We start from the raw sequence: 21,896 nt of genomic DNA, 5'->3' as shown, positions 1-21,896 counted from the left end.
TTCCATATTCGATGCTGATGATGCCGATAGGCATCCTTCGTAATCAAAATCGGACTTTTTGAACAACCTCTAATATGCATTATTCTGCTGTAGACTCGTGTACATAATTTGCATGAATAGAAGTATATCACACAACGGTGGGAAATACAGCCAATCTGCATAGCATGTCAGGTCACAAGCTTCACAACTTCAATCAGGATTTGCCCAGCAGCAATGATAAAATTCCCGCCGCAATCAATGGACCCACAGGTACACCCTTGAACAGGGCAACCCCAAGTACCGTTCCGATTAACAGCCCGGCAACGACAGTTGGCTGTGTACCCATCAACGTAGCGCCACGTCCTCCGAGATATGCCACCAGTAATCCTACGCCAATAGCGAGCAGTGACTTCCAGTGCAGGAAAGACTCACCGATCGTCTGCAGACTCATCTTGCCACTGGCAAGAGGTGCCATCACGCCAATGGTCAGAATGATAATGCCCAGTGTAAGTCCGTATTTTTCAAGCCATGGAAATGCCTGATTCAGGTTCAGGACTCGTAGCAACAACAGAAATACCATCGCTACGGTCACAGGTGTGTTGCTGCTGATAATCCCGAGAGCCGCAAATACGAGCAACAGCAGGGAAGTCATATCCATTGTTTTCATTTCCCTTCAGTCTGTCCACGTTGTTTGCTAACGATATGTTCCGCAATGTAACGTCCATGCCAGCGCCCGGATTCAATAAAGACTTCATTGGCATTACGACCCGAAGCGATGACTCCGCCTACATATACACCAGGTACGCTGCTTTCCATCGTTTGTGCATCATATAGAGGTTTATCCATATCATCAGACATCTCCACACCTACCGACGTGAGTAGTTGACGATCTGGCCGGAAACCGGTCATTGCTAGTACGAAGTCATTATCCAGTTCCCGAGTGGAACCATCCGCGTGTATCAGGCGAATCGAATCATCCAGTATTTCATTCACGCGTGATTCCAGGTGGAGTGTGATATGACCTTTTGTCACCATGCTCTCGAATAGCGGACGTACCCATGGTTTAATATGCTGGGACAGACCACTGCCGCGATAAACCATATCAATATGTGCTCCGACCCGAACCAGTTCCATGGCCGCATCCACGGCTGAGTTGCTTCCGCCAATAATGGCGACACGTGTACGGGTATACGGGTGGGCTTCCCGGAAGTAGTGGGTTACCTTATCTTTATCTTCTCCAGGGATGCCGAGATAGTTAGGATGGTCAAAATAACCGGTAGCTACAACTACATTGCGTCCAACATGTACGATGGCCTCCCCGCGGCGATTGAGCGTATGTACCTCAAACGTACCATCATCCTTGCGTTTAATTTCACGGGCTTCCTCATAGTTATGAACACGCAGACCAAAATGTTCGGCTACCCTGCGATAATAGGCAAGTGCTTCATAACGAAACGGTTTATCATTAGGTGTGCTGAACGGAACGTTTCCGATCTCAAGCAGCGGGGCTGTGCTGAAAAACTGCATATGGGTTGGATACAGATAAATAGATTGAACGATATTGTATTTCTCAACGATCACAGCGGACAGTCCCAGCCGCTCACATTCAATGGCAGCAGACAGACCGCATGGGCCTCCGCCGATAATAATGACATCTTCCATGTTCTTAATCCTCCTTATTTCAAGCAATATAATCCTACCGTAAATAACGAGCCAATGCCAGTTCAAGCGTGGAGTTTAATTAGACAAGCTTACTTGAAAGCAAAGGAGTTGACGTGTAGAGGAGAAAAGACTAATATCAAATTAGATATATATCTAATTGAAAGCGAGATGAACGATGATGCAGCTGGAGAAAATTGTGGCTTATCATAAAGCGTTGGCTGACCCGACCCGGCTTCGAATGCTGCTGTTATTGGCACAGGGTGAACTGCACGGACAGGCACTTGCCGAGCGGCTGAATCTGTCACAGCCAACCGTGACACATCATGCATCCAAGCTGAGAGAGGCGGCGCTGATTAAGGAACGACGGGAGAAAAATACAGTGTATTTCACACTCAATCCTTCGTTTATCCGTGAGAATGCACAGGCTTCGATTGATTTTATCTTTAATCGAGAGGAGGTTACGGATATGAGTGATGTGAACGAAACATTGAAAGCGTCGGTCATGAGAAATTTTTTCTCCAAAGATGGACGACTGCGTCAGATTCCGGCTCAATACAAGAAAAAACTGATTGTACTTGGTCATCTGGTCGAGCAGCTTGAATTTGGTCGGAAGTATACGGAAAAAGAAATCAATACATTTATAAAGCAATACCATGAAGACTTTGCCACGATTCGGCGGGAATTTATCATGCATCAGTTCATGTATCGGGAAGAGGATATCTATGAATTGAATCCGAAGGAAATGTGGACACGCTGGGATCAGGTTAAATAGAGTAGCTGGTGGTGAAAAAAGTTTGGGCTTGACAACTGTTAAGCTCAGTGTGTAACATAATGGATAATTCTACAAGGGAGGCGATTGTTTATGACAAATTTAAATGCAGTATACGTTAATTTGAATATGAACAGCGTCTCCGGAACGGATCAAAGCATGTAATTTTGCGTTAGATGGATAGCAGTATCCATTGTAACGTGAAGTATCGCATGCTCAGATGAAGCCACGGGTGACGCACCCGTGGCTTTTTTGTTTGCCGATAAAAGGGTGTTCCTGAATGGTTTATATCGGAGGGTTAAGTATTCTATCCGGTAGATCTACAAGAAGGGGTGATCTTTGATTCGGCTAACTACCTATTGCCACGGGTGTATTTCTACTCGTGGTTTTTTGTTTTGATCTGAACCGGAGATGATTGTTCACTCGGCTTGAACGAAGTAAACAACTTATTTTGGGAGGAATTTTTATTTTAGATAACCATATTGAGAAGTACGGCTGGTCAGCAAAGTGGCAGGAACTGTGGCAAGAGACAGGGATGGAAGAGCAGGAGAAAAAGCCAGCCAGAATTATCGCAGACCATGGACATCTGCTACGTTTGATTACAGAAGAGGGCGAATGCTGGGGAAGGATTTCGGGCCGAATGCGTCATGATAGTCTGGAGACCAGCTTGGCACCGGCGGTTGGAGATTGGGTGGCCATTACAGGTCAGTCGGGTGAAGAAGCAATTATTCACAATCTGGTGCCACGTCGGAGCAGGGTATCAAGGCAGGCGGCAGGTCCGGTGACCAAGGAACAATTAATCGCCGCAAACGTAGATACACTGTTAATCGTGGCAGCACTTAATCATGATTTCAACCTTAGAAGGCTCGAAAGATACGTGCTGATGGCTTGGAATGGTGGCGTAAGGCCAGTCATTGTTCTGAGCAAAAGTGATCTGTGCAACAATGTGGAAGAACAGATCCGAAGTGTAGAAGGGATTGCTCCAGGCGTTGAAGTGCTTGCGATATCTGCAGTGGAGGGTCAAGGTAAATCCTTACTGGAACGATATTTGCAGCCAGGGCTGACTGTTGCGCTCACAGGATCTTCTGGCAGTGGCAAGTCTACGCTGGTGAACTGGATGATGGGTGAGGATGTGCAGCTTACGCAATCCGTTCGCGAGGGAGACAGCCGTGGGAGACATACGACAACACACCGGGAGATGTTTGTACTTCCACAGGGAGCCGTATTGATCGATACTCCAGGAATGCGCGAGCTTAATCTCTGGGATGAGGGCAATGATGGGCTGTCACATGCGTTTGGAGAAATTGAAGAACTTGCGGCCACGTGCAGATTTCTGGATTGCAGTCATACGCGGGAAGCTGGATGTGCAGTGAAAGAGGCCATACAGGATGGTTCATTGGATGAAAAAAGACTGAATAATTATCTGAAAATGCAGAAGGAATTGCAATATCAGCAACGCAAGGAAGAAGTGGCATCCAGAAGGCGTACTGCTTCCAGCAAACCGGCCAATAGTCGCAAACCCAAGCACTCCCGTAGTGTGAAAGAGTGGGAGGAAGCCTGAAATCAGGCGGGCATCATCCGGTATCTTGCATAAGATAGGTCAGGAGGGATGTCATTATGCCAGATTACAGGATTATTGTAGATCTTTCTGACCACATGTTATATCTTCTGGACGGCAATCAGGTGATTAAGGGCTATCCCGTAGGCACCGGCAAGATGCTCACGCAGACTCCAAACGGGGAGTTCACTATTATTAACAAACAATCGAATCCAGGTGGGCCATTTGGCGTATTCTGGATGGGACTGTCTGCTCCCCATTATGGGATACACGGAACCAATGAGCCTTGGTCTATTGGCAAATCCGTCTCCCATGGTTGTATACGCATGTACAACTCGGATGTACTGGATTTGTCTTCCAAGGTATCTGTAGGCACTAGGGTAACGATCCGGCCGTAGGGCCGGATTTTACTTTTATAAGAGGTAGTTTAGTGGATGAATTTGGAATTAAAGAAAGAAGAATATATAATATGGTAAAGTTGCGGCAGTTACGAGAGAAAGCGAGTGATAGCTATGCTGATCAGGCGGGCGCGTGAAGGGGATGCGCAGGGGATAGCTTATGTACATACTGAGAGTTGGAAAACAACATATCGGGGAATTGTGCCTGACGATTTTTTGGATCATTTGACTATAGAATCAAGATTGCCCCAGTGGGAGAAGACCATTCGTTCTGGCGAAAAGGATCAGATCTTGGTGGTAGCTGAACAGGATGATGGGAACATTGTCGGATTTGCTTGTGGGGGTAAGGAGCGTGAAGGAAAATTACCTTATGATGGAGAGTTGTATGCTATATATTTGCTGAAGGAAGTACAACAAAAGGGGATAGGTCAGCAACTGGCGACACATGTCGTTCATCATCTACAGACCCACAATATGAAACGTTTGATCATATGGGCTTTGGAGCGTAATTCAGCTTGTGGCTTCTATGAAAAGATGGGAGGCACTCCAGTCCAGACACAGTCCCTCCGCTTTGGTGGTCAAGATCTGATCGAAGTTGGCTACGGATGGGAAGACTTGAGCCTCTTTGGAGAGAAGAGCCTGCCCGACTGTTGAAAGACGTCCAGATGGCGAGAGAATAGTGTGGGTTGTATTGTTTCCTTAAGCTTAAAGAATGGAAGAGCTAATTCAGGTCTTCACGTTTGCGTAATTCTGAACAAGGTTAATGATGTATTACACCGTTGTGCAGGTGTGACATTTAATCTTGATCAGGAGGCGTATTCACATGACTTTAATGGACACTGAACATACAACATGGACGAAACAATATATTAATGGCAGCTGGGTAGATGGCTCCGGTGAGAAAACAATGGAGAATATCAATCCTTATTCGGGAGAAGTTATTGCCACATGGCGCTCTTCCAATAAGAAAGACATAGATAAGGCTTATGAGTCAGCTCAGAAAAATTCGGTTGAATGGGCGAAATCATTGCCTGCTGCGAAAGAAGAGGTATTGCGTAAAGTTTCATCCCTGATGGCGGAGCGCAAAGAGGAGATCATTCAACTGTTGATCACGGAATCCGGGAGTACCCGAATCAAATCGGAGGCGGAGTTTGCAGCGGCTAAACGCATTGTGGACGAAGCAGCATCTTTTCCTTATCGCATGAAGGGTGAGATTATCCCGTCCAATACCCCTGGCAAAGAGAACCGTGTGGTTCGTGAGCCGAAGGGAGTGATTGGTGTTATCGGGCCATGGAACTTCCCTTTGCATCTATGCCTGCGATCTGTAGCTCCAGCGATTGCTGTTGGTAATGGTGTAGTGATTAAACCAGCATCGGATACTCCGATTACGGCAGGTTGGCTTATTGCTGATTTGTTTGAACAAGCCGGTCTGCCTGAGGGCGTGCTGAATGTCGTTGCGGGAAGTGGTAGCGAGATCGGGGATTACTTTGTCGCTCATCCGGTTCCCAAAGTAATTTCATTCACGGGTTCCACAGAAGTTGGACAAGGGATCGGTAAACTGGCGGGTGAACATTTAAAAGAAACGGCACTGGAACTTGGCGGCAACAACGCGATGGTTGTGCTTGAAGATGCGGACATTGAACGTGCTGCCGAAGCGGCGGTCTTTGGTAAGTTTCTGCATCAGGGACAGATCTGCATGGCTCTGAATCGTATCATTGTGCATGCCGATATTTACGACCAATTCGTCGAAACATTTGTTGCCAAAACGAAGAATGTTCAGGCAGGTGATCCGGCGGATGTTAACACACTCGTGGGTCCTCTCATTCGGGAAAAAGAGGTAGAACGATTACAGGAGATTGTGAACAAAGCCAAAGCTGAAGGAGCCCGGTTATTGCTAGGAGGGACCAGTAAAGGCAGTGTGCTGTCTCCTACTGTACTTGCCGATGTTAAACCTGAACAGGATATCGTGCAGCAGGAATTGTTTGGCCCGGTGGCAGTGATCATGAAGGCTCATGATGAGCAGGAAGCTGTACGTTTGGCGAATGATACTCCTTATGGACTTAGTGGTTCCGTATTCACCCAAGATCTGAATCGGGGATATCAGGTTGCCCAGCGCATTGAATCGGGTATGGTGCATGTAAATGATCAGTCTGTGAACGATGAAGCGCATGTGATGTTTGGCGGTGAAAAAGCTTCAGGGATTGGACGTTTCGGTGGGGATTGGGCCATTGAGAAGTTTACACGTACGCGTTGGATCAGCATTCAGCACCAATATCGGGAATATCCGGGAGTGAAATAAGTCGAAAAAGAGTAAATTAGCAGGGGCATTTATGAATGATTAGAGCGGGTTACAAAAAGATCGACAAATCATGCGAAAGTCCGTCTCCAGCTTGGTGGGACGGGCTTTTTGCACAATATTACACCTTGGCAAAATACGGCTTAATATAAGAGTGGAAAAGCTGTTTGGGGCTGACGCTATCTGGTTATTTATGGATACACGGAAGAATCGATCCGTAAATCCAATGGCAAAGGGGCTTTAAATTCATGTCCATTGACCGCTTTATTCTGAGGAAACTGAATACCTGTCAGGAAGAACATACACGTGCCAATTTGGTTCGGCTGTTTGTCATTCGTATTCGTAAAGCCGAGATTGCGGAAGAACATGATGCCGCCTATGTCCTGAGCAAACTGCACTGAGCGATGGCTGATAATAATTGCAATCCGCTGTTAACGTGTATACAACTCAAAAAAGGAAGCTTGTCTATGACGACAGCTTCCTTTTTCATGTCTTGTAATGAATGTGTCTTGGTTGACTCCTTTTAATATAACGATAAAGCAAGGGAGTCGTTTTCACTTCGACTGTGGAGAATGGCTTCTCCATTAACAATCTCAATACTAATTAAAGAATGCAGACATTTTTGAATGGCGCGTTTACCGTTGCTAATTTTATGCTCAAGAGCACTGCTAAGCAATCTTAATGTCTTCTGCATAGGTTGTTTGTTTTCTTGATTAAAATATACAGGGATTGATTTGTTTTGAAAGGTTATTAGGGTTCTCACTTGAAATCACCTCACGGTTGTTATTTCATACAGCTAATATTAAATTCCAATGCTTAAAATTACCTTAAAATCAGCTTATGAAAACATAAAGGTGGGTAATGTTTGAAAAGTGTTCACAATTCAATTGTGAGCGAAGGAATAAAAGTCCTGAAAAACGTAACTTAATTACCATTTAAATGGAACAAAAAACGAGAGTTTTCGTATCCTCGCAATATTTAATTGCATAACTGCCACGAAAGTTCTGAGTCGAATGTACGATATTTTAATATATACGTGGGTCATATGTAACAAAATTACAGGTGGTACATTGCAAACAGGGTGTTTATGTAAGAAAATAGGGTTGATATAACGATTCATTCTCTTTTTTTTGATTTAATCTGACATTAGGACAATTTACATATGAGACCATGGGAGGGATTCGGATGATTCTAACCGTGCATTCCGGCCGCGAGGAAGGAGAATGGTTCGACATCGATGTTCCGGACGAATGTACCATCGAACATTTGAAGACATTACTCGGCGTTCGCATTTTTGGACAGGCACCGGGAGACGGCATTCAGTACATCCTTGAAGCCAAGTTTCCGGAAGGTCTGTGGTTCTCTCCGCAGAACGCACAGCAGTTAATGGAAACAGGGCTGCGACAGGGCAGTTGCGTACGTGTACAGCGGGCTTTTTCAACGACTTCGGAAGAAGCGCCTGTATATGGAAGACGTTCATTGTTTCAGCAGGACAGCAACGAATAGGGCTTTTGAACGTATACATTCATTATTGAACGAACTAAAGGAGGTCTTCTCTTCGTGAATGTGTTATATCAGCGTTCTCCAAGAATGACACCGGTTCTCAAGGAAGAGAGACTCGAAATACTCAGGCCTCCAACAGAACCGAGCAAACCCACGTTTTCCATGATATCCATTATTGTGCCGATCATGATGACCATGGTTAGCATTGGTTTCTACGTATATATCAATATGACCGGCAAAATGGGCAATAGCAATTATATGATGTTTCAGATGATGACGGTCATGATGATGCTTACTTCTTACACCATTCCATTCTTCGTGTATCTGAGCAACAAGAAATCATATCGCAAAAAATTGGAAGAACGAAAAATAATGTATCTTGCCCAATTGGACAAACACCGGGAAGAACTGAAAGAAGCTCAGGCGGAGCAAGTGAAGAGCCTGTACGAAATTCATGGTGATCCGGGTGTGTGTCTTCAAGTGGTGAAGAACCGGAACAGTTCCTTGTGGGAGCGTTCACCAGAGGATGATGATTTCCTTCAGGTGCGCATTGGTACGGGAGAGATTCCATTCCGAATCAAACTTCAGGTTCCGCGGATTGATGGTTACGAGAAGGATGAGCTGATTGAAGCGGCCCATGAACTTGCGGCTGAATTCCAGACGGTACCAGATGCTTCCATTACATTGCCTTTGTTCCAATCGAAGGTTATGGGACTTGTCGGTGATCGGGAGGAAGTGCTTGCTTCCCTGCGAGTCATCATCTCACAACTGACGGTACGCCATTCCCCGGATGAACTGAAGCTTGCTGCTTTCTATGAAGAAAAGGACAGCAAGGAATGGGACTGGCTTCGCTGGATGCCCCATATCTGGGATGAAGACCAAGGACAACGCTATATGGCCGACAGGCACAGCGGTGCGCATCAATTGGCGGACAGCTTGTTTTCCGTGTTGAATCGGCGTCGTAACAATAAGGAAGACCGCTACAAGAAAAGCGTACAAACGCCGTGCTACGTTGTAATTCTCTCCGATACGCAATTAATTGAAGAAGAACCGTTGCTTCCGCTGCTGCTGGAGTCGGCTCACGAGATTGATGTATGCACCATCATACTGGCTAATCGCAAGGAGTCTCTACCGATGCATTGTCAGTTGATCATGGATGCCTCCAAAGGCAAAGGGGTGTATATCAAAAAAACGGAAGATGCGGATGTTATTCAACAAACGTACAAGCCTGATGTGATCTCGAAGGAGATGGCAGAGGCGCTTTCCCGTTATATGTCACCGATCCGGTTGAAGCGGTCATCTGCTTCAGATATCCCGCAAGTGCTTCCGTTATTCGATATGCTGAGTACATCACGCGTGGAAGATCTGGATGTGGTGTCCAGGTGGGGACAGACGAGATATCCTGATACGCTGCCTGTACCAATGGGTGTACGCGCTGGTGGCAAAAAAATTGCGATAAACCTGCATGACAAAATTGAACGTCAGGGTCATGGTCCCCATGGTCTGATTGCAGGTACAACTGGTTCAGGTAAAAGTGAAGTTATCCAGTCCATCGTAGCTTCACTCGCTGCAGAATTCCATCCACATGATCTGGCCTTCATGCTGATTGACTATAAAGGTGGCGGGATGTCCAATACATTTGTTGATCTGCCTCATGTGGTAGGGACAATCACCAATCTGGATGGGAATTTGATCGAGCGGGCGAATATTTCACTTCGTGCCGAACTGGTCAGAAGGCAAAAAATATTAAATGATGCGGGAAACCTCCAGCATATTGATGAATATTACAAGATTCTGCGTTCCAGACATGAACAGCCACTTCCACATCTGGTTATTATCATTGACGAGTTTGCTCAATTGAAGCGGGACCAGCCGGAGTTCATGGATGAATTGATCAGTATCGCGGCCATTGGCCGGACACTTGGGGTTCATCTAATTCTGGCAACCCAAAAGCCAGCCGGTGTTGTGGACGATAAAATATGGAGTAATTCGCGCTTCCGGATCTGCCTTCGCGTACAGAGTGAGGGAGATAGCAGGGATATGATCAAGATTCCAAATGCTGCCTGGATTACAAAGCCTGGTCGTGGATATTTCCAGGTTGGTAGTGATGAAGTGTTTGAAGAAATGCAATTCGCTTGGAGTGGTGCACCGTATAACCAGCAGGAGGATTCAACAACGGTATTGCCTGTTATGGAAGTGCGCCTGAACGGTAAGCGGGAGCCTCTGTTAACTGGAGAGCGCAGAGCCGTTCTCAAAGGTGAAGATGTTCCGAAACAGCTTCAGGTATTTATTGATTATGTTGCGCAGTCTGCAGCGGATGCGGGTATCCGTCGTTTGCCAGGACCATGGTTGCCACCTTTACCAGAGACACTGGAATGGGAAGGTCTTCAGGAATGGCAGGAAGAAGAGAATCGGGATCTGCTGCTTGATGGCGGAGCGAGTGGTCTGAAACCACTGGTTGGTTTGCTGGATGATCTCCCTAATCAGCGCCAACAACCGCTCGCATTGCCTGTGGATCAAGGCCATCTGGTCGTGTACGGTATGCCAGGACTGGGCAAAACAACATTTGTTCAGACCTTGCTTATGTCTCTGGCCCGTTCCCACAGAACTGAGCCCTGGCATGGTTACATTATCGATATGGGTCGCATGATGAAGGACTTTGCAACACTACCTCAGATCGGTGGCGTGATGATGGCTGAAGAGGAAGACCGGATCAAGCGGTTATTCCGCTATATTCTCAAGCTGTCAGCACAACGCAAAGATATCATCTCGGAGGCGGGGGTTAAAACGATTTCGGCCTACCGCCGGACAGCTCATGCGGCTGTCCCGCAGGTTGTGGTCGTTATTGATGGTTATCTTTCATTCCGCAATGCCTATCCGGAAGAAAATGAACTTCTGGAGACGATCCTGCGTGAAGGCGGAAGTTTGGGTATCACTTTTGTGCTTACTGCGAATCGGGTAACCGATGTATTTGAAAAATTCAGAAGCAATATTCCCAATGCGGTTTCATTTGAGTTATCCGATCCAAGCGATTATTATTATGCCGTGGGAAGACCTTCCAAGGCACCAAGCCAACTTCCGCCAGGAAGAGGCCTGGTCAAAGGGCAAGTGCCTCCATTAATGTTCCAGGCGGCATTACCTTCTTCAGGGGCAGATGAGGGCAAGCGTTCATCGGCACTGCGCCGTACGATTGCTGAGATTCGCCAAGGCTGGACAGGGGAAGAAGCGCCGCAGATTGCTCCACTTCCGGAAGAGATCAAACTGAAGGATCTGCTCATTCGGACAGGATCATATGGTCAGGCTTGGGATACATCGTCTGTAACTGTCCCTGTGGGATTGCTTACGGATGATCTGGAACCATTCGAGCTTAATCTGCGTGAAGGTCCGCATTTCATGGTAACGAGTCCGATGGAAGGCGGCAAAACGACATTTTTATTGACATGGATGTTATCACTGGCTTATCATGCTTCTCCGGAAGATGTGCAAATATACACAGTAGATATGCGTTATGGCTCAGGTGGGCTGGGGGAAATCAGCAGTTTGCCCCATGTCCGTGGACATGTATCGCGAGAAGAACAGCTTGCACCTGTCATTCAACAGTTGTACGATGAAGTTCTGAAAAGAGGCGAGATTTCCGGTGGACCGGAACTTGTGCTCGTCATCGACGATGCGGACACCTTGTCCAAGCAGCTAAACGATTTTAATGTGAAAGATCAATTGGGAGCGATTGTTCGTCAAGGAAGGGATCGCGGTGTACACGTGATTCTATCCGGAGTTCCGGCAGACTTCCCAACCTTTGGTTCTGACTGGGTAACGGATGTGAAGGCTTCCCAGAGTGGAATGCTGTTCGGGACTTTAGACCCTAACGATCTCTCGTTCTTCCGTATACCTTATTCCGAATCTGGAGGTAGTTCAGGTGGGCTGAAGGTACTGCCTCCGGGTCAAGGTTATTATGTAAAACGTAAATATTCCAGGGTTAAAGGTGCAGTTCCATGTGATGACAGCTGGAAAATGACCGATTGGATTTCTGAAATTCGTGACCGATGGCATGTTGTAGTTTGAGGGGAGGTGGCTCATAATGTTGACGGTTCATGATTCTAAGCAAAAGGTAGTCACGTTGCAAACAAAGGAACTTTTTTTCCTGGCTGGTATTCTCGGTTCAGACCGACTGCTTGGTGTGGAAGATCCGTTTCGCGGCTATATGGCGGAGGATATCGCGATGGAGTGGGAGCGTGTCAAAACCTCCCTGCTTGACAAAGGATATCTGATTCGGGATCAGGATACCGATGAGCTGATCATGACACCGACCGTTTTCTCCAGGGTAGCCATTGCCGGATTGTCCGACAGAGCTTGTTGGATTCGCTACACGATCAACGGCAAGTCGTATGAGAGTTATATCCATTGCACGGATGAGCGGGTCGTTGAAGTTTCCCGTGTTGACGACGTACCGGACTCGTTCCGGCTCAGCGATCTGGGAAGTGTTCGTGAAGCCATCGATGTTCTGATAGAGCGGATGAAATGGAGCGGCCATTCTCCTGCGGAGAAACCGGCCCTAATGTGCTCCAAGAAAAAATTTTATGATGTCATGAATGAGCTCGAAAACAGCGGAGTACAGACCGTAGCAGCGGAACTCGAACAGGAGACAAGTGATCCTGAGGGCTCACTTGCACTGGCACGCTGTCTGGTGGGTAAGGAGTCAGACGGGGAGCTTAGGTTGCTTGTATGGAATGAAGACGGGTGGAAGTCGCAGTCGGCAGCATTTGTTGCAAGTGCGGTATCCAACTGGTTGTTCCGGATGAGCACTGCGGCTTCAGATGATTGGCTTGTTGCAGCACTAACGACTAGAGAACAGTTTCACGAGATGCTGCTGGACTGGCTTAAACAGCCTGCAGGGGAAGAGGAAAGGTGATGGTAAATGCGCATTCGTGTGGAACCGGATGTGCTTCGGGCACTGAGCAAGCAGATTCAGTATGCAGCGGAGCAAATACAGCAAAAGATGACAGTGTTGGATCAGGCGATTCATTCGCTGGAGTGGGAGGTTGAATCCCGCGCAGCGGTGATGAATGAATGGAATCACAGTAAACGACTGGGCGAGGATGCGCTGCGTCGATTAATGGACTTAAGCGTACAGCTGGGACGCAAAGCGTTGTTATTCCAGCAGGCAGACATGGAGTATCGTTCCGTGCTGAGTCATGTGAACACAGCCTATGGTAATGCGGTCAATATGCTGAATGTTCTTCAGAACAATCGTACAGGAGAAATCATGCCTGCACATTCTGCAACTGTAGCTGTAGTATCCGATCCCCTTTCCGCAATGGCGGCCGTATATCGTGTACAGGATGCCGCTCCGCCTGATGGCTCCCCGGCTACACTGGTGCAGGCTATGCAGCCTGAGCCTGTAGCATGGAGATTCACAGATCCTTCCTTTCGGGGAAGAAGAGGGACCGAGCCTGTTGTTTCCTGAACAGGGTGATTAAAAGTAACAGCAGAAAGTGAATATTTTTTTGTAAATAGGCTGTTAGGAGAAGTTTCAAGTGCTGAAAATGGGGTAAATAGGATTAGGTCCTTCGGCTTTTGTCCGATCGATCCTGGTATAGTACAATTTGAACAAGTAAAAATTTAATTGCACAAACCAAGGAGGAATTTACAAATGGCAGGACGTATTTTAGTTACCCCAGAGCAGCTTGATCAGGTTTCCAACCAATTTAAACAAAGCGGTGAGCAAAGTCAGCAAATCGTATCTACATTGACTCAATCCATCACAAGCATGGAAGGACAATGGGAAGGTATGACAAAGCAACGCTTCTTCCAAGAGTTCCAAGAAGCTAGCAAACAAATGCAATCATTCGTTCAAACGCTGAACAGTATCAGCGCTGAACTTACAGCTATTGCTAACAAATTCCGTACAGCTGACCAAGCTCGTTAATCTGCTTTACATAGATCAGGCCGATGTGAAGTCTGAATTCGTCCTGAATTATAGGTGGATAGCAAGCTGAAGATGTACAACTACAGCAAAAACCGGGCGTTTTCACAACACCCGGTTTTTGTTGCAACTATGACACTAGGACAGAGAGAGGGATAAGCATGTCTTTTCAACCAAATCCCGGGGATGAAGTGGTGATTAACGACATTGCCTATACGATTGGGCAACATCCGGCTGCGCCGGGTCTGGCTTATGCCCAAGCCGGGAGGCAGGGGATTGTTTATCAGTTGTTACCCCGAAATGGTTCCATTCATGGGGCTAAAGCACTAAAAGTATTTTTTCCTAAATTCCGTATTCCGGCTATGGTATATCAGTCTGAGCATATGGAGTCTTATAGTGAACTGCCAGGTTTGCAGGTATGCAAGCGTGATGTGCTCACTCCGGAAAGAAACGGAGCGCTCATTGGAAAACATCCCGATCTGTTATATGCGGTGTTGATGCCATGGGTGCAAGGTCAGACCTGGTTCGATGTGATCAGTGATCAGAGACAGTTGACGGCTGAGGAGAGCCTGAAGCTGGCTAGAGCGCTTGCTGGAACAGGTTCGGCTATGGAACAACGTGGACTGGCTCATTGCGATATGTCCGCTCCCAATGTAATGATTCCGTTTTTTTCCGAAGTGGAGAACCTGGGGAAGATGTCTGCGGTAGAACTTGTGGATGTCGAGCAGATGTACGGTTCAAAGATGGATCGTCCGGATGCCCTGCTTGCCGGTTCACCCGGTTATGCAGCTCATCGAACAGTGCACAGCGGTTTGTGGAGTTCATATGCTGACCGATTTGCCGGAGCGGTTATCATTGCTGAAATGTTAAGTTGGTCCGACCCTGTGATTGTAGAGAAAGCGTGGGGCGAAAGTTATTTTGATCAGCATGAAATGCAAACGGTGAGTGAACGGTATTATGCCATGCGGGAGTCCCTTGAGAAGCGTTGGGGTTCCAAACTGTCCGATCTGTTCATTCGAGCTTGGGAAAGTCACGATCTGAGCAGTTGTCCAACGTTTGGTGAGTGGTATGTTGCATTGGCTGCGGTAGACGTGGATCAGGCCAATGCAGCGGCTGCTGTGACAGCGGAAGAAGAAGCTGCCAATTCGTCCGAAGCTGATGTGAATCTGAAAAAGAGCTCAGAACCAGTAAGTGAACCGGTGAATACGCAAGACGGGAACCGTCCTCAAACGCCGCACTCTCCCGATCAGGAAGCGGTTGTGAACCGTCTGTTCCTGCAAGCAAGAGCCCTGGAGGATGAAGATAAACCGGCTGCAGCACTGGAAGTGTACCGCTCGCTTTATCATTTTATTCCTCATAACAGCGCGATGCAGATGGAAGTCGAGGCTGCAATTAAGGAACTGGATGCAAAGCTTAATCCAAAAGAAGACACAGACAAACCTGTACCTGTGCCATTCTACAGATCCAAAAAGTTCATGATTTCCTCCGCTGTACTTATTGTATTGCTGGCAGGTGGCGTGCCAACGGTCAAAATACTCGCCGATCAGGCAGAGGTGAAACAGAAAGAACAGCAGGAAGCCACACGACTGGCAGATATCAAAGCTACGGAAGAGGCTGAAGCAGCAAAGGCAGCTGCGCTCAAACAGCAGGAAGAACAAGAGAAACAAAAGGCCGCAGATGCTGCAAAACTGGACGCGGAGGAAAAGAAAAAACTTGCTGAAGCCAAGCAGAAGGCAGCTGAAGCAAAGAAAAAAGAAGAAGAACGTAAGGCGTTACAGGCCAAGTACGACAAACAGGCGAAATATGAGGCCTTTCTGGTGAAGCAGGAACAGCAGAAGAAAGAAGCGGCTAAGAGAGCGGAGCAGGAAAAATACGATAAACAGGCGAAATATGAAGCTTATCTGGTCTGGAAAAAAGAGAATGATGCCAAGCTTGCAAAACAGGAAGCGGAGCGTAAAGCGGCAGCTGAAGTTAAACGTCAACAGGAGATTGCTCAGAAAGCAGCTCTGAAGAAAAAACGTGCTCAGAATGTGGTCACGCTGATTGCTCATTACAATAAAACGTATAACGCGCAAAAAGGCAGAAAAATTGAAAATGCGGAAGCATATGCCCGTGATTTCAAAAATCTTTACAATACCGATGCTTCCTATTTCAAAGGTGTTGGCAAAGTAGCCGCTCGAATGAGTGCCATTAACAAATTCCTGAGCAACAACAGTTACAAGTTGCCCAACTTATAGTACGTGTTCAAAAAGGACGGTTTTCAGTACCGAGAAGATGGGATGAAGCTAGAAATGGAGTAGCGGAGCGTAGGGAAAACTACGTGAGCAACGGACATTTCGGCTGAATTTCATATTCGATGCTGATGATGCCTGAAGGCATCCTTCGTAATCAAAAGCGGACTTTTTGAACAACCTTGTAAATTAATGTGAATGATGGAGGTGACTCACCCTAGATGAACTACACGATTCAAGCATCACAGCGTACACCTGCACTTATTATATATTTAATTGATATTAGCGCCTCCATGAATATGGTTCTGGAAAATCGTCGACGGATTGATGTCGTCTATGATGCCTTATCTCTCGCGATCCGCCAAATGGTGTTTCGGTCTACCAAGGGAAATCGTCTGACACCTCGCTATCGTATAGCCATATTGGCTTACAGCGATGATGTATATGACTTGTTGAACGGAATCAAAGGAATTGACGAGATCGCTGCCGTTGGTTCTTTGCCTGACCTGACACCGAGACGGTTTTCAGATTCTGCGAAGGCTTTCCTGCAGGCGGAAAAGATTCTACAGGCCGAAATTCCGAATATGCAGGATTGTCCTGCGCCACTTGTATGCCACATGACCGACGGGGTGGCTACAGGTGAAGATCCCGAGCCGATTGCCAAAAGAATCATGGGCATGAGTGTGCCGGACGGCAATGTGTTGGTCGAGAATATTTTTATATCGGATCATCTGCTGGAAGGGCCAATTGCTGAACCTCGAAGATGGAAGGGAATCTCTTCGGAAACGAATCTACAGGATGAGCATGGAGAGAAGCTGCGGAATATGTCATCCGTTCTGCCCGAAAGTTATCGGGAAATGCTTGTTGAAGCTGATTATTTGCTTGCACCCGGTGCACTCATGATGCTGCCAGGTACATGTGCAGAATTGGTATCAATCGGGTTCCAGATGTCCGCTGCTACGCCTGTGAGATAGGAGGGGAATCATGAGAGCGATGCGTTTGGCAACATTGTCTGCTGGAGATAAGGGGGGCCATGCTGAGCAACGGCATGGCAACTTTCGCTATGTGAGTGTACAGACCGGGGAACAGCCGCTAACTCGCTATCAAGGCACATTCAAGTGCAGATATGGTTATGGCAGAGCGGCTGAGACGGTACATCAGGGAGATACCGGACAGGACTTTGCTGCGGTACGTATGAAAGGGAATATCTGCAATTTTGTTTTGTGTGATGGCGTAGGCATGAGTTACCTGGGCGATTTTGCAGCGCGTTTTCTAGGGAATGCTCTGTTGGATTGGTTGGAAACGACGCAACACACAACGGTAGAGGGTGTTGAGCGTCTTCTCCATGATCTTACCCTTCCCGCATCGGAGCAATTGGAGAAATTACAGCCACTGGAAAGTTCCCCTTTGTTGCTGCGTGAAGTGTTGATGGAAAAGCGAAGTCGGGGCAGTCAGGCCATGTATGTGTGTGGGCGGATCGAGCTCACGGGAGGCGGCCGCAAAAGCCGGGTATGGCTTGCATGGCAAGGAGATTCCCGTATTCGCCTGTGGCGTAATGGTCAGGAACAGTCTGAATTATTTCAGACTCACTGCAAGACAAATGAGCGTTGGTCTACACTTGAAGGACCAGTTGGTGGTAAGCCGCACATCTGCGAGATGAAAGGGTCCGCAGGAGATTCACTGCGTCTTCAGTTATATACGGATGGACTGAACGATCTGGATGCCATTCAAGCCTATGTCCCGGATGAACACATTCAGGTATTGCTGGATGCGACACATACCGGCGGTCTTGAAGATGATGCCGCTTTCATTGAGCTGGAATGGTGAGTGCGGGATATCAAGTTGTGGATCTATCCGGATGAAGCTGTGACAGCGGCGAAGATCAACTGTGAAAAAACTTGTTGGTGTTGATTTAAAAGACACTCTTTTTGGGTAATCTTGTGAAGAATTGGCTTTCACGATGAGTATGAACGTACATTCTTACATAATTGCTAAAATGAAGGAGTGGAATGGATAATGACACAACATAACGGCAAGTCACGGTTCCAAGGTAAGGTTGCGATTATTACCGGAGCAGGCTCCGGAATTGGGAAGGCCACTGCGGTCAAGCTGGCTAAAGAGGGTGCACATGTTGCATTGTTTGATCTGGTGAATGATCGGATCTCGGAAACGGAAGCAGAGATTAATGCGCTGCACCCCGGTGCGGCAAGAGCATTTGATGTAGACATTTCCGACCCGGCACGTGTGGAAAAGGCTGTACTGGAAACCGTTGAGTTATTCGGCGGTTTGGATATTGTTTTTGCCAATGCGGGCATTAACGGTGTATCGGCACCCATTGAGGAAATTCAGGTTGAAGATTGGCAACAGATTATTACGACCAACCTGAATGGTACGTTTTTCACGATTAAATATGCATTGCCTCACGTGAAAAAACGGGGTGGCGGCAGTATTATCATTACGAGTTCCATCAACGGCAATCAACGCTTCTCAAGCTTTGGCATGTCGGCGTACAGCACGTCCAAGGCAGGACAGGTTGCTTTTGCGAAGATGGCTGCGCTTGAGCTGGCGAAGTTCAAGATACGTGTAAACGTGATCTGCCCAGGAGCGATTGCGACAAATATCGATCAAAGTACGGTCAAAACGGATGATCTACAGCAGATCATTATTCCGATGGAGTTCCCGGAAGGACAGCAACCACTTGCGGACGGGCCGGGTCAACCGGAACATGTTGCCGATCTGGTAAGTTTCCTCGCATCGTCCGAATCCAGACATATTACCGGAGCAGAGATCGTCATTGACGGTGCCGAGTCATTGCTCAGCTAAGTGAGTATTCTGGATACATTTCTACTTAGGTGTGTCTTAGGGTGTGTCTGCGATAGTCGTTCCTCTGGAACGGCTTTTTTTGTTATAATGCTAACATTCGAATAGAGATACTGAAGAGCAGTAGGGTACATTCATTAGGAGCGATTATATGCATATAGAGTTACCGATACAAGAGATTATTCCTGAGTTAAGACAGTTATTTCGGGATCAAGATACAGGTGTGTTAATTGCAGAGCCAGGAGCGGGAAAAACGACGGTTGTACCGCTGGCTTTGCTGGAGGAGCCGTGGGTTGCGGGACGGAAAATCATTATGCTGGAACCCCGAAGGCTGGCCGCGCGTTCAGCGGCATCGAGACTGGCGGCTACGCTAGGGGAAAAGGCGGGTCAGACTGTAGGATATCGTGTACGCATGGATACCCGGGTGAGTCAGGCGACACGCATTGAAGTTGTGACGGAAGGGGTATTGACCCGGATGTTGCAGCAGGATCAGGGTCTTGAGGACACGGCAATGATTATATTTGATGAATTCCATGAGCGTCACTTACACGGAGACTTGGGCTTGGCTCTGGCATTGGAATCGCGAGCGATGTTACGTCCAGATCTGAAATTGCTGGTGATGTCGGCGACCCTTGATCCTGTTCCCGTCTGTGTATTGCTTGGCGAAGGTACAAAATCAATTCACTGTCCCGGACGCACGTTTCCGGTGGAAACTCGATATGTACCGAGACCAACAGCCATGCCACTGGAACAATTCACCGCTCAGACGGTGACGAGGGCATTAGCCGAACAGGAGGGGGACGTGCTTGTTTTTCTTCCTGGCGCAAGAGAGATACACCGTACAGAGCGGGAGTTATTAAACGCTTCTCTTCCTGGACATGTGAAAGTTCATTCCCTGTATGGCAGTATGCCGGTGGAACAACAGGATGAGGCCATACGGCCGGCGGCTGAGGGGTCGCGCAAAGTTGTGCTGTCCACTTCCATTGCGGAATCCAGTCTCACACTTGCTGGAGTTAAGATTGTGGTGGATGCAGGGCTAAGTCGTGCATCGGCATTCTCGACGCGTACGGGCATGAGCCGACTTGTCACCCTGCCGGTGTCCAAGGCGTCAGCCGATCAACGGCGGGGTCGTGCAGGGCGAATTGCCCCGGGGGTGTGTTACCGGCTATGGAGCGAAGAGGTTCACGGGGGACTGCCTGAGGCAGCTCGCCCGGAGATCACCTCCGCGGATCTTGCGCCGCTGGCGCTGGAGCTTGCGGTCTGGGGTGTCCAGTCCCCAGCAGAGCTGCAATGGCTGGACACCCCGCCTGACGCCGCCTACGGCCAGGCACAGGCGCTGCTGCGCCAGCTGGGCGGCCTGGACGACGCAGGCCGCATCACGCCCTTCGGGCGGCGGATGAACACGCTTGGCGTGCATCCGCGATTGGCCAGCATGCTGCTCCGCGCGGCGGAGCTTGGGCTGGCCAGCTACGCCAGCATGCTGGCGGCACTGCTGCAAGAGCCTGCCGGCCTCCGCAGCAGTGGCAGTGCAGGCGCGGGCACGGACCTCCGCCCGCGCGTAGAGGCGCTGCTGACCGCGGACAGCAGCGGTATGCCGCAAGCGGCAGCGGCTGTCGCAGACGGCGCGGCCGTGCGGCGCATGCTCCAGGAGAGCCGCCAGCTGCGCTCGGCGCTCGGCCCGGCGGCCGATCCGGTAAGGCCGGATGAGGACAGCTGCGGATTGCTGCTGTCCTTCGCCTATCCGGACCGGATCGGGCAACGCCGGGAGGACGGCCGCTATCTGCTGAGCAGCGGCCGCGGCGTACGGCTCGCAGCGACAGAATCGCTGAGCCGTGCAGCGTATCTGGTCGCAGCCGAGGCAGACGACCAGGGCGCAGATGCGCGCATCCTGCTGGCTGCGCCGTTGCAGGAGCAGACATTGGTGCAGGTAGGTCAGCACTTGCTGCACGATGAAGTGCAAGTCGCCTGGGATTCCAATACCCGCAGCGTGCGCGCACATAAGAGACTTCGGATTGGAGCCCTTGTGATTAAAGAGAGCAGTATTGCACAGCCACCTGAAGATCAGGTGCTGGAAGCACTGTTAAACGGGATACGGATGGAAGGGCTGGATTGTCTGCCCTGGACAAAAACGTCCAAACAACTTGCGGACAGGCTACGGTTCCTGCATCTCCATCTACCTGAGTGGCCTGACCTGATCGAAGATGATCTGACCGAAGAGTTGGCAGAACATCTTACCCCTTATCTGACAGGCATGCGATCGGCAGCCGACCTGAAGAGATTGTCAATGCAGGATGTATTACTGGGTGGATTGAGCTGGGCGCAACGACAACAACTGGACGATGAAGCGCCGACGCATATACAGGTGCCCAGTGGCTCACGTATTCCTGTGGACTACAGTCGTCCAGAGGACCCGGCGCTGGCAGTAAGATTACAGGAGATGTTTGGACAACAGGAGACACCGCGTATAGCGGGTGGGCGAGTCCCGTTGACCATCCACTTGTTATCGCCAGCTCAGCGACCTGTACAGGTTACACGAGACTTGGCCAATTTCTGGCGAGAGACGTACTTTGACGTCAAAAAAGATCTGAAAGGTCGTTATCCGAAGCACTACTGGCCGGATAATCCACTTGAAGCGGTCGCCACAAATCGAGCCAAACCACGGGGCAAATAGATGAATTATTTCGTTTTTCAAATATCAACGATTTGGTTCCCAAAGGGCGCGTATCAGGGTTAGACTCTGCTGAACAACAGTCAGTT

Annotated in this window: 19 protein-coding genes; 16 read left to right on the top strand and 3 right to left on the bottom strand. The window is 48.5% G+C overall.

Annotated elements, in window-relative coordinates; all coding sequences use genetic code 11:
- Positions 1-193: 193 nt before the first annotated feature.
- Together C170_RS10395 and C170_RS10390 are read right to left on the bottom strand one after the other, a co-directional pair.
- Positions 194-637, bottom strand: coding sequence for a DUF441 domain-containing protein (locus C170_RS10395; RefSeq protein WP_036609212.1), 444 nt, complete (start codon positions 635-637; stop codon positions 194-196).
- Between the two features lie 5 nt (positions 638-642).
- The gene (locus C170_RS10390) at positions 643-1,641 is read right to left on the bottom strand and encodes a YpdA family putative bacillithiol disulfide reductase (RefSeq protein ID WP_036609210.1); all 999 of its coding nucleotides are present in this window, start codon (positions 1,639-1,641) and stop codon (positions 643-645) included.
- Positions 1,642-1,819: 178 nt separating this feature from the next.
- On the opposite strand from C170_RS10390, the gene C170_RS10385 reads away from it, so the two are divergent.
- The 6 genes from C170_RS10385 to C170_RS31135 all read left to right on the top strand — a co-directional run bounded on the left by C170_RS10385 (position 1,820) and on the right by C170_RS31135 (position 7,063).
- Positions 1,820-2,413 (top strand): DUF2087 domain-containing protein, encoded by a 594-nt coding sequence (locus C170_RS10385; RefSeq protein WP_036609208.1) that lies wholly within the window; start codon positions 1,820-1,822, stop codon positions 2,411-2,413.
- Between the two features lie 532 nt (positions 2,414-2,945).
- Positions 2,946-3,971, top strand: coding sequence for a ribosome small subunit-dependent GTPase A (gene rsgA, locus C170_RS10380; RefSeq protein WP_442789457.1), 1,026 nt, complete (start codon positions 2,946-2,948; stop codon positions 3,969-3,971).
- 56 nt (positions 3,972-4,027) lie between these two features.
- Complete coding sequence (locus tag C170_RS10375; RefSeq protein ID WP_036609207.1) at positions 4,028-4,366, top strand: L,D-transpeptidase; 339 nt, start codon at positions 4,028-4,030, stop codon at positions 4,364-4,366.
- 114 nt (positions 4,367-4,480) lie between these two features.
- Positions 4,481-5,020 carry a GNAT family N-acetyltransferase gene (locus C170_RS10370; protein WP_036609432.1) on the top strand — a complete coding sequence of 180 codons (540 nt, stop codon included), beginning with the start codon at positions 4,481-4,483 and terminating at the stop codon, positions 5,018-5,020.
- 169 nt (positions 5,021-5,189) lie between these two features.
- Positions 5,190-6,665, top strand: a complete 1,476-nt coding sequence (locus C170_RS10365; RefSeq protein WP_036609205.1) for an aldehyde dehydrogenase family protein — start codon at positions 5,190-5,192, stop codon at positions 6,663-6,665.
- Between the two features lie 245 nt (positions 6,666-6,910).
- On the top strand, positions 6,911-7,063 hold the full coding sequence (locus tag C170_RS31135; protein ID WP_164783094.1) for a hypothetical protein: 153 nt from the start codon (positions 6,911-6,913) through the stop codon (positions 7,061-7,063).
- A gap of 122 nt (positions 7,064-7,185) precedes the next feature.
- On the opposite strand, the gene C170_RS31315 is transcribed toward C170_RS31135, so the two are convergent.
- On the bottom strand, positions 7,186-7,425 hold the full coding sequence (locus C170_RS31315) for a hypothetical protein (protein ID WP_074094612.1): 240 nt from the start codon (positions 7,423-7,425) through the stop codon (positions 7,186-7,188).
- A 422-nt stretch (positions 7,426-7,847) separates the two neighbouring features.
- On the opposite strand from C170_RS31315, the gene C170_RS10360 reads away from it, so the two are divergent.
- The 10 genes from C170_RS10360 (at position 7,848) to hrpB (ending at position 21,810) form a co-directional block, all read left to right on the top strand.
- The gene (locus C170_RS10360) at positions 7,848-8,168 is read left to right on the top strand and encodes a hypothetical protein (RefSeq protein ID WP_036609203.1); all 321 of its coding nucleotides are present in this window, start codon (positions 7,848-7,850) and stop codon (positions 8,166-8,168) included.
- A gap of 54 nt (positions 8,169-8,222) precedes the next feature.
- On the top strand, positions 8,223-12,227 hold the full coding sequence (essC, locus tag C170_RS10355) for a type VII secretion protein EssC (protein ID WP_036609200.1): 4,005 nt from the start codon (positions 8,223-8,225) through the stop codon (positions 12,225-12,227).
- A 16-nt stretch (positions 12,228-12,243) separates the two neighbouring features.
- Positions 12,244-13,074, top strand: a complete 831-nt coding sequence (locus C170_RS10350; protein WP_036609198.1) for a hypothetical protein — start codon at positions 12,244-12,246, stop codon at positions 13,072-13,074.
- 6 nt (positions 13,075-13,080) lie between these two features.
- Complete coding sequence (locus C170_RS10345) at positions 13,081-13,629, top strand: WXG100 family type VII secretion target (protein WP_017689072.1); 549 nt, start codon at positions 13,081-13,083, stop codon at positions 13,627-13,629.
- Positions 13,630-13,815: 186 nt separating this feature from the next.
- Positions 13,816-14,091: a WXG100 family type VII secretion target gene (locus C170_RS10340; protein WP_017689071.1), complete on the top strand. Its 276-nt coding sequence runs from the start codon at positions 13,816-13,818 to the stop codon at positions 14,089-14,091.
- Positions 14,092-14,249: 158 nt separating this feature from the next.
- Positions 14,250-16,325, top strand: coding sequence for a membrane protein (locus tag C170_RS10335; RefSeq protein ID WP_036609196.1), 2,076 nt, complete (start codon positions 14,250-14,252; stop codon positions 16,323-16,325).
- Positions 16,326-16,540: 215 nt separating this feature from the next.
- The gene (locus C170_RS10330; protein WP_017689069.1) at positions 16,541-17,293 is read left to right on the top strand and encodes a vWA domain-containing protein; all 753 of its coding nucleotides are present in this window, start codon (positions 16,541-16,543) and stop codon (positions 17,291-17,293) included.
- A 10-nt stretch (positions 17,294-17,303) separates the two neighbouring features.
- The gene (locus C170_RS10325) at positions 17,304-18,146 is read left to right on the top strand and encodes a protein phosphatase 2C domain-containing protein (RefSeq protein ID WP_036609194.1); all 843 of its coding nucleotides are present in this window, start codon (positions 17,304-17,306) and stop codon (positions 18,144-18,146) included.
- 189 nt (positions 18,147-18,335) lie between these two features.
- The gene (locus C170_RS10320) at positions 18,336-19,142 is read left to right on the top strand and encodes an SDR family oxidoreductase (protein ID WP_017689067.1); all 807 of its coding nucleotides are present in this window, start codon (positions 18,336-18,338) and stop codon (positions 19,140-19,142) included.
- A 148-nt stretch (positions 19,143-19,290) separates the two neighbouring features.
- Positions 19,291-21,810, top strand: coding sequence for an ATP-dependent helicase HrpB (gene hrpB / locus C170_RS10315; RefSeq protein ID WP_036609192.1), 2,520 nt, complete (start codon positions 19,291-19,293; stop codon positions 21,808-21,810).
- The last annotated feature ends 86 nt before the right edge of the window (positions 21,811-21,896 follow it).

Source organism: Paenibacillus sp. FSL H7-689 (assembly GCF_000517905.1).
Lineage (GTDB): Bacteria > Bacillota > Bacilli > Paenibacillales > Paenibacillaceae > Paenibacillus > Paenibacillus amylolyticus.
Note: the sequence above shows the minus strand (reverse complement) of the source record. Positions and strands in the feature narration are given on the sequence as shown.

Coding starts and splice junctions, on each gene's coding strand:
- C170_RS10360 (WP_036609203.1), top strand. CDS start 7,848: ATGATTCTAACCGTGCATTCCGGCCGCGAGGAAGGAGAATGGTTCGAC.
- C170_RS10340 (WP_017689071.1), top strand. CDS start 13,816: ATGGCAGGACGTATTTTAGTTACCCCAGAGCAGCTTGATCAGGTTTCC.
- C170_RS10390 (WP_036609210.1), bottom strand. CDS start 1,641: ATGGAAGATGTCATTATTATCGGCGGAGGCCCATGCGGTCTGTCTGCT.
- rsgA (WP_442789457.1), top strand. CDS start 2,946: ATGGAAGAGCAGGAGAAAAAGCCAGCCAGAATTATCGCAGACCATGGA.
- C170_RS10395 (WP_036609212.1), bottom strand. CDS start 637: ATGGATATGACTTCCCTGCTGTTGCTCGTATTTGCGGCTCTCGGGATT.
- C170_RS31135 (WP_164783094.1), top strand. CDS start 6,911: ATGTCCATTGACCGCTTTATTCTGAGGAAACTGAATACCTGTCAGGAA.
- C170_RS10345 (WP_017689072.1), top strand. CDS start 13,081: ATGCGCATTCGTGTGGAACCGGATGTGCTTCGGGCACTGAGCAAGCAG.
- C170_RS10375 (WP_036609207.1), top strand. CDS start 4,028: ATGCCAGATTACAGGATTATTGTAGATCTTTCTGACCACATGTTATAT.
- C170_RS10370 (WP_036609432.1), top strand. CDS start 4,481: ATGCTGATCAGGCGGGCGCGTGAAGGGGATGCGCAGGGGATAGCTTAT.
- C170_RS10325 (WP_036609194.1), top strand. CDS start 17,304: ATGAGAGCGATGCGTTTGGCAACATTGTCTGCTGGAGATAAGGGGGGC.
- hrpB (WP_036609192.1), top strand. CDS start 19,291: ATGCATATAGAGTTACCGATACAAGAGATTATTCCTGAGTTAAGACAG.
- C170_RS10350 (WP_036609198.1), top strand. CDS start 12,244: ATGTTGACGGTTCATGATTCTAAGCAAAAGGTAGTCACGTTGCAAACA.
- C170_RS10330 (WP_017689069.1), top strand. CDS start 16,541: ATGAACTACACGATTCAAGCATCACAGCGTACACCTGCACTTATTATA.
- C170_RS10320 (WP_017689067.1), top strand. CDS start 18,336: ATGACACAACATAACGGCAAGTCACGGTTCCAAGGTAAGGTTGCGATT.
- C170_RS10385 (WP_036609208.1), top strand. CDS start 1,820: ATGCAGCTGGAGAAAATTGTGGCTTATCATAAAGCGTTGGCTGACCCG.
- C170_RS10335 (WP_036609196.1), top strand. CDS start 14,250: ATGTCTTTTCAACCAAATCCCGGGGATGAAGTGGTGATTAACGACATT.
- C170_RS10365 (WP_036609205.1), top strand. CDS start 5,190: ATGACTTTAATGGACACTGAACATACAACATGGACGAAACAATATATT.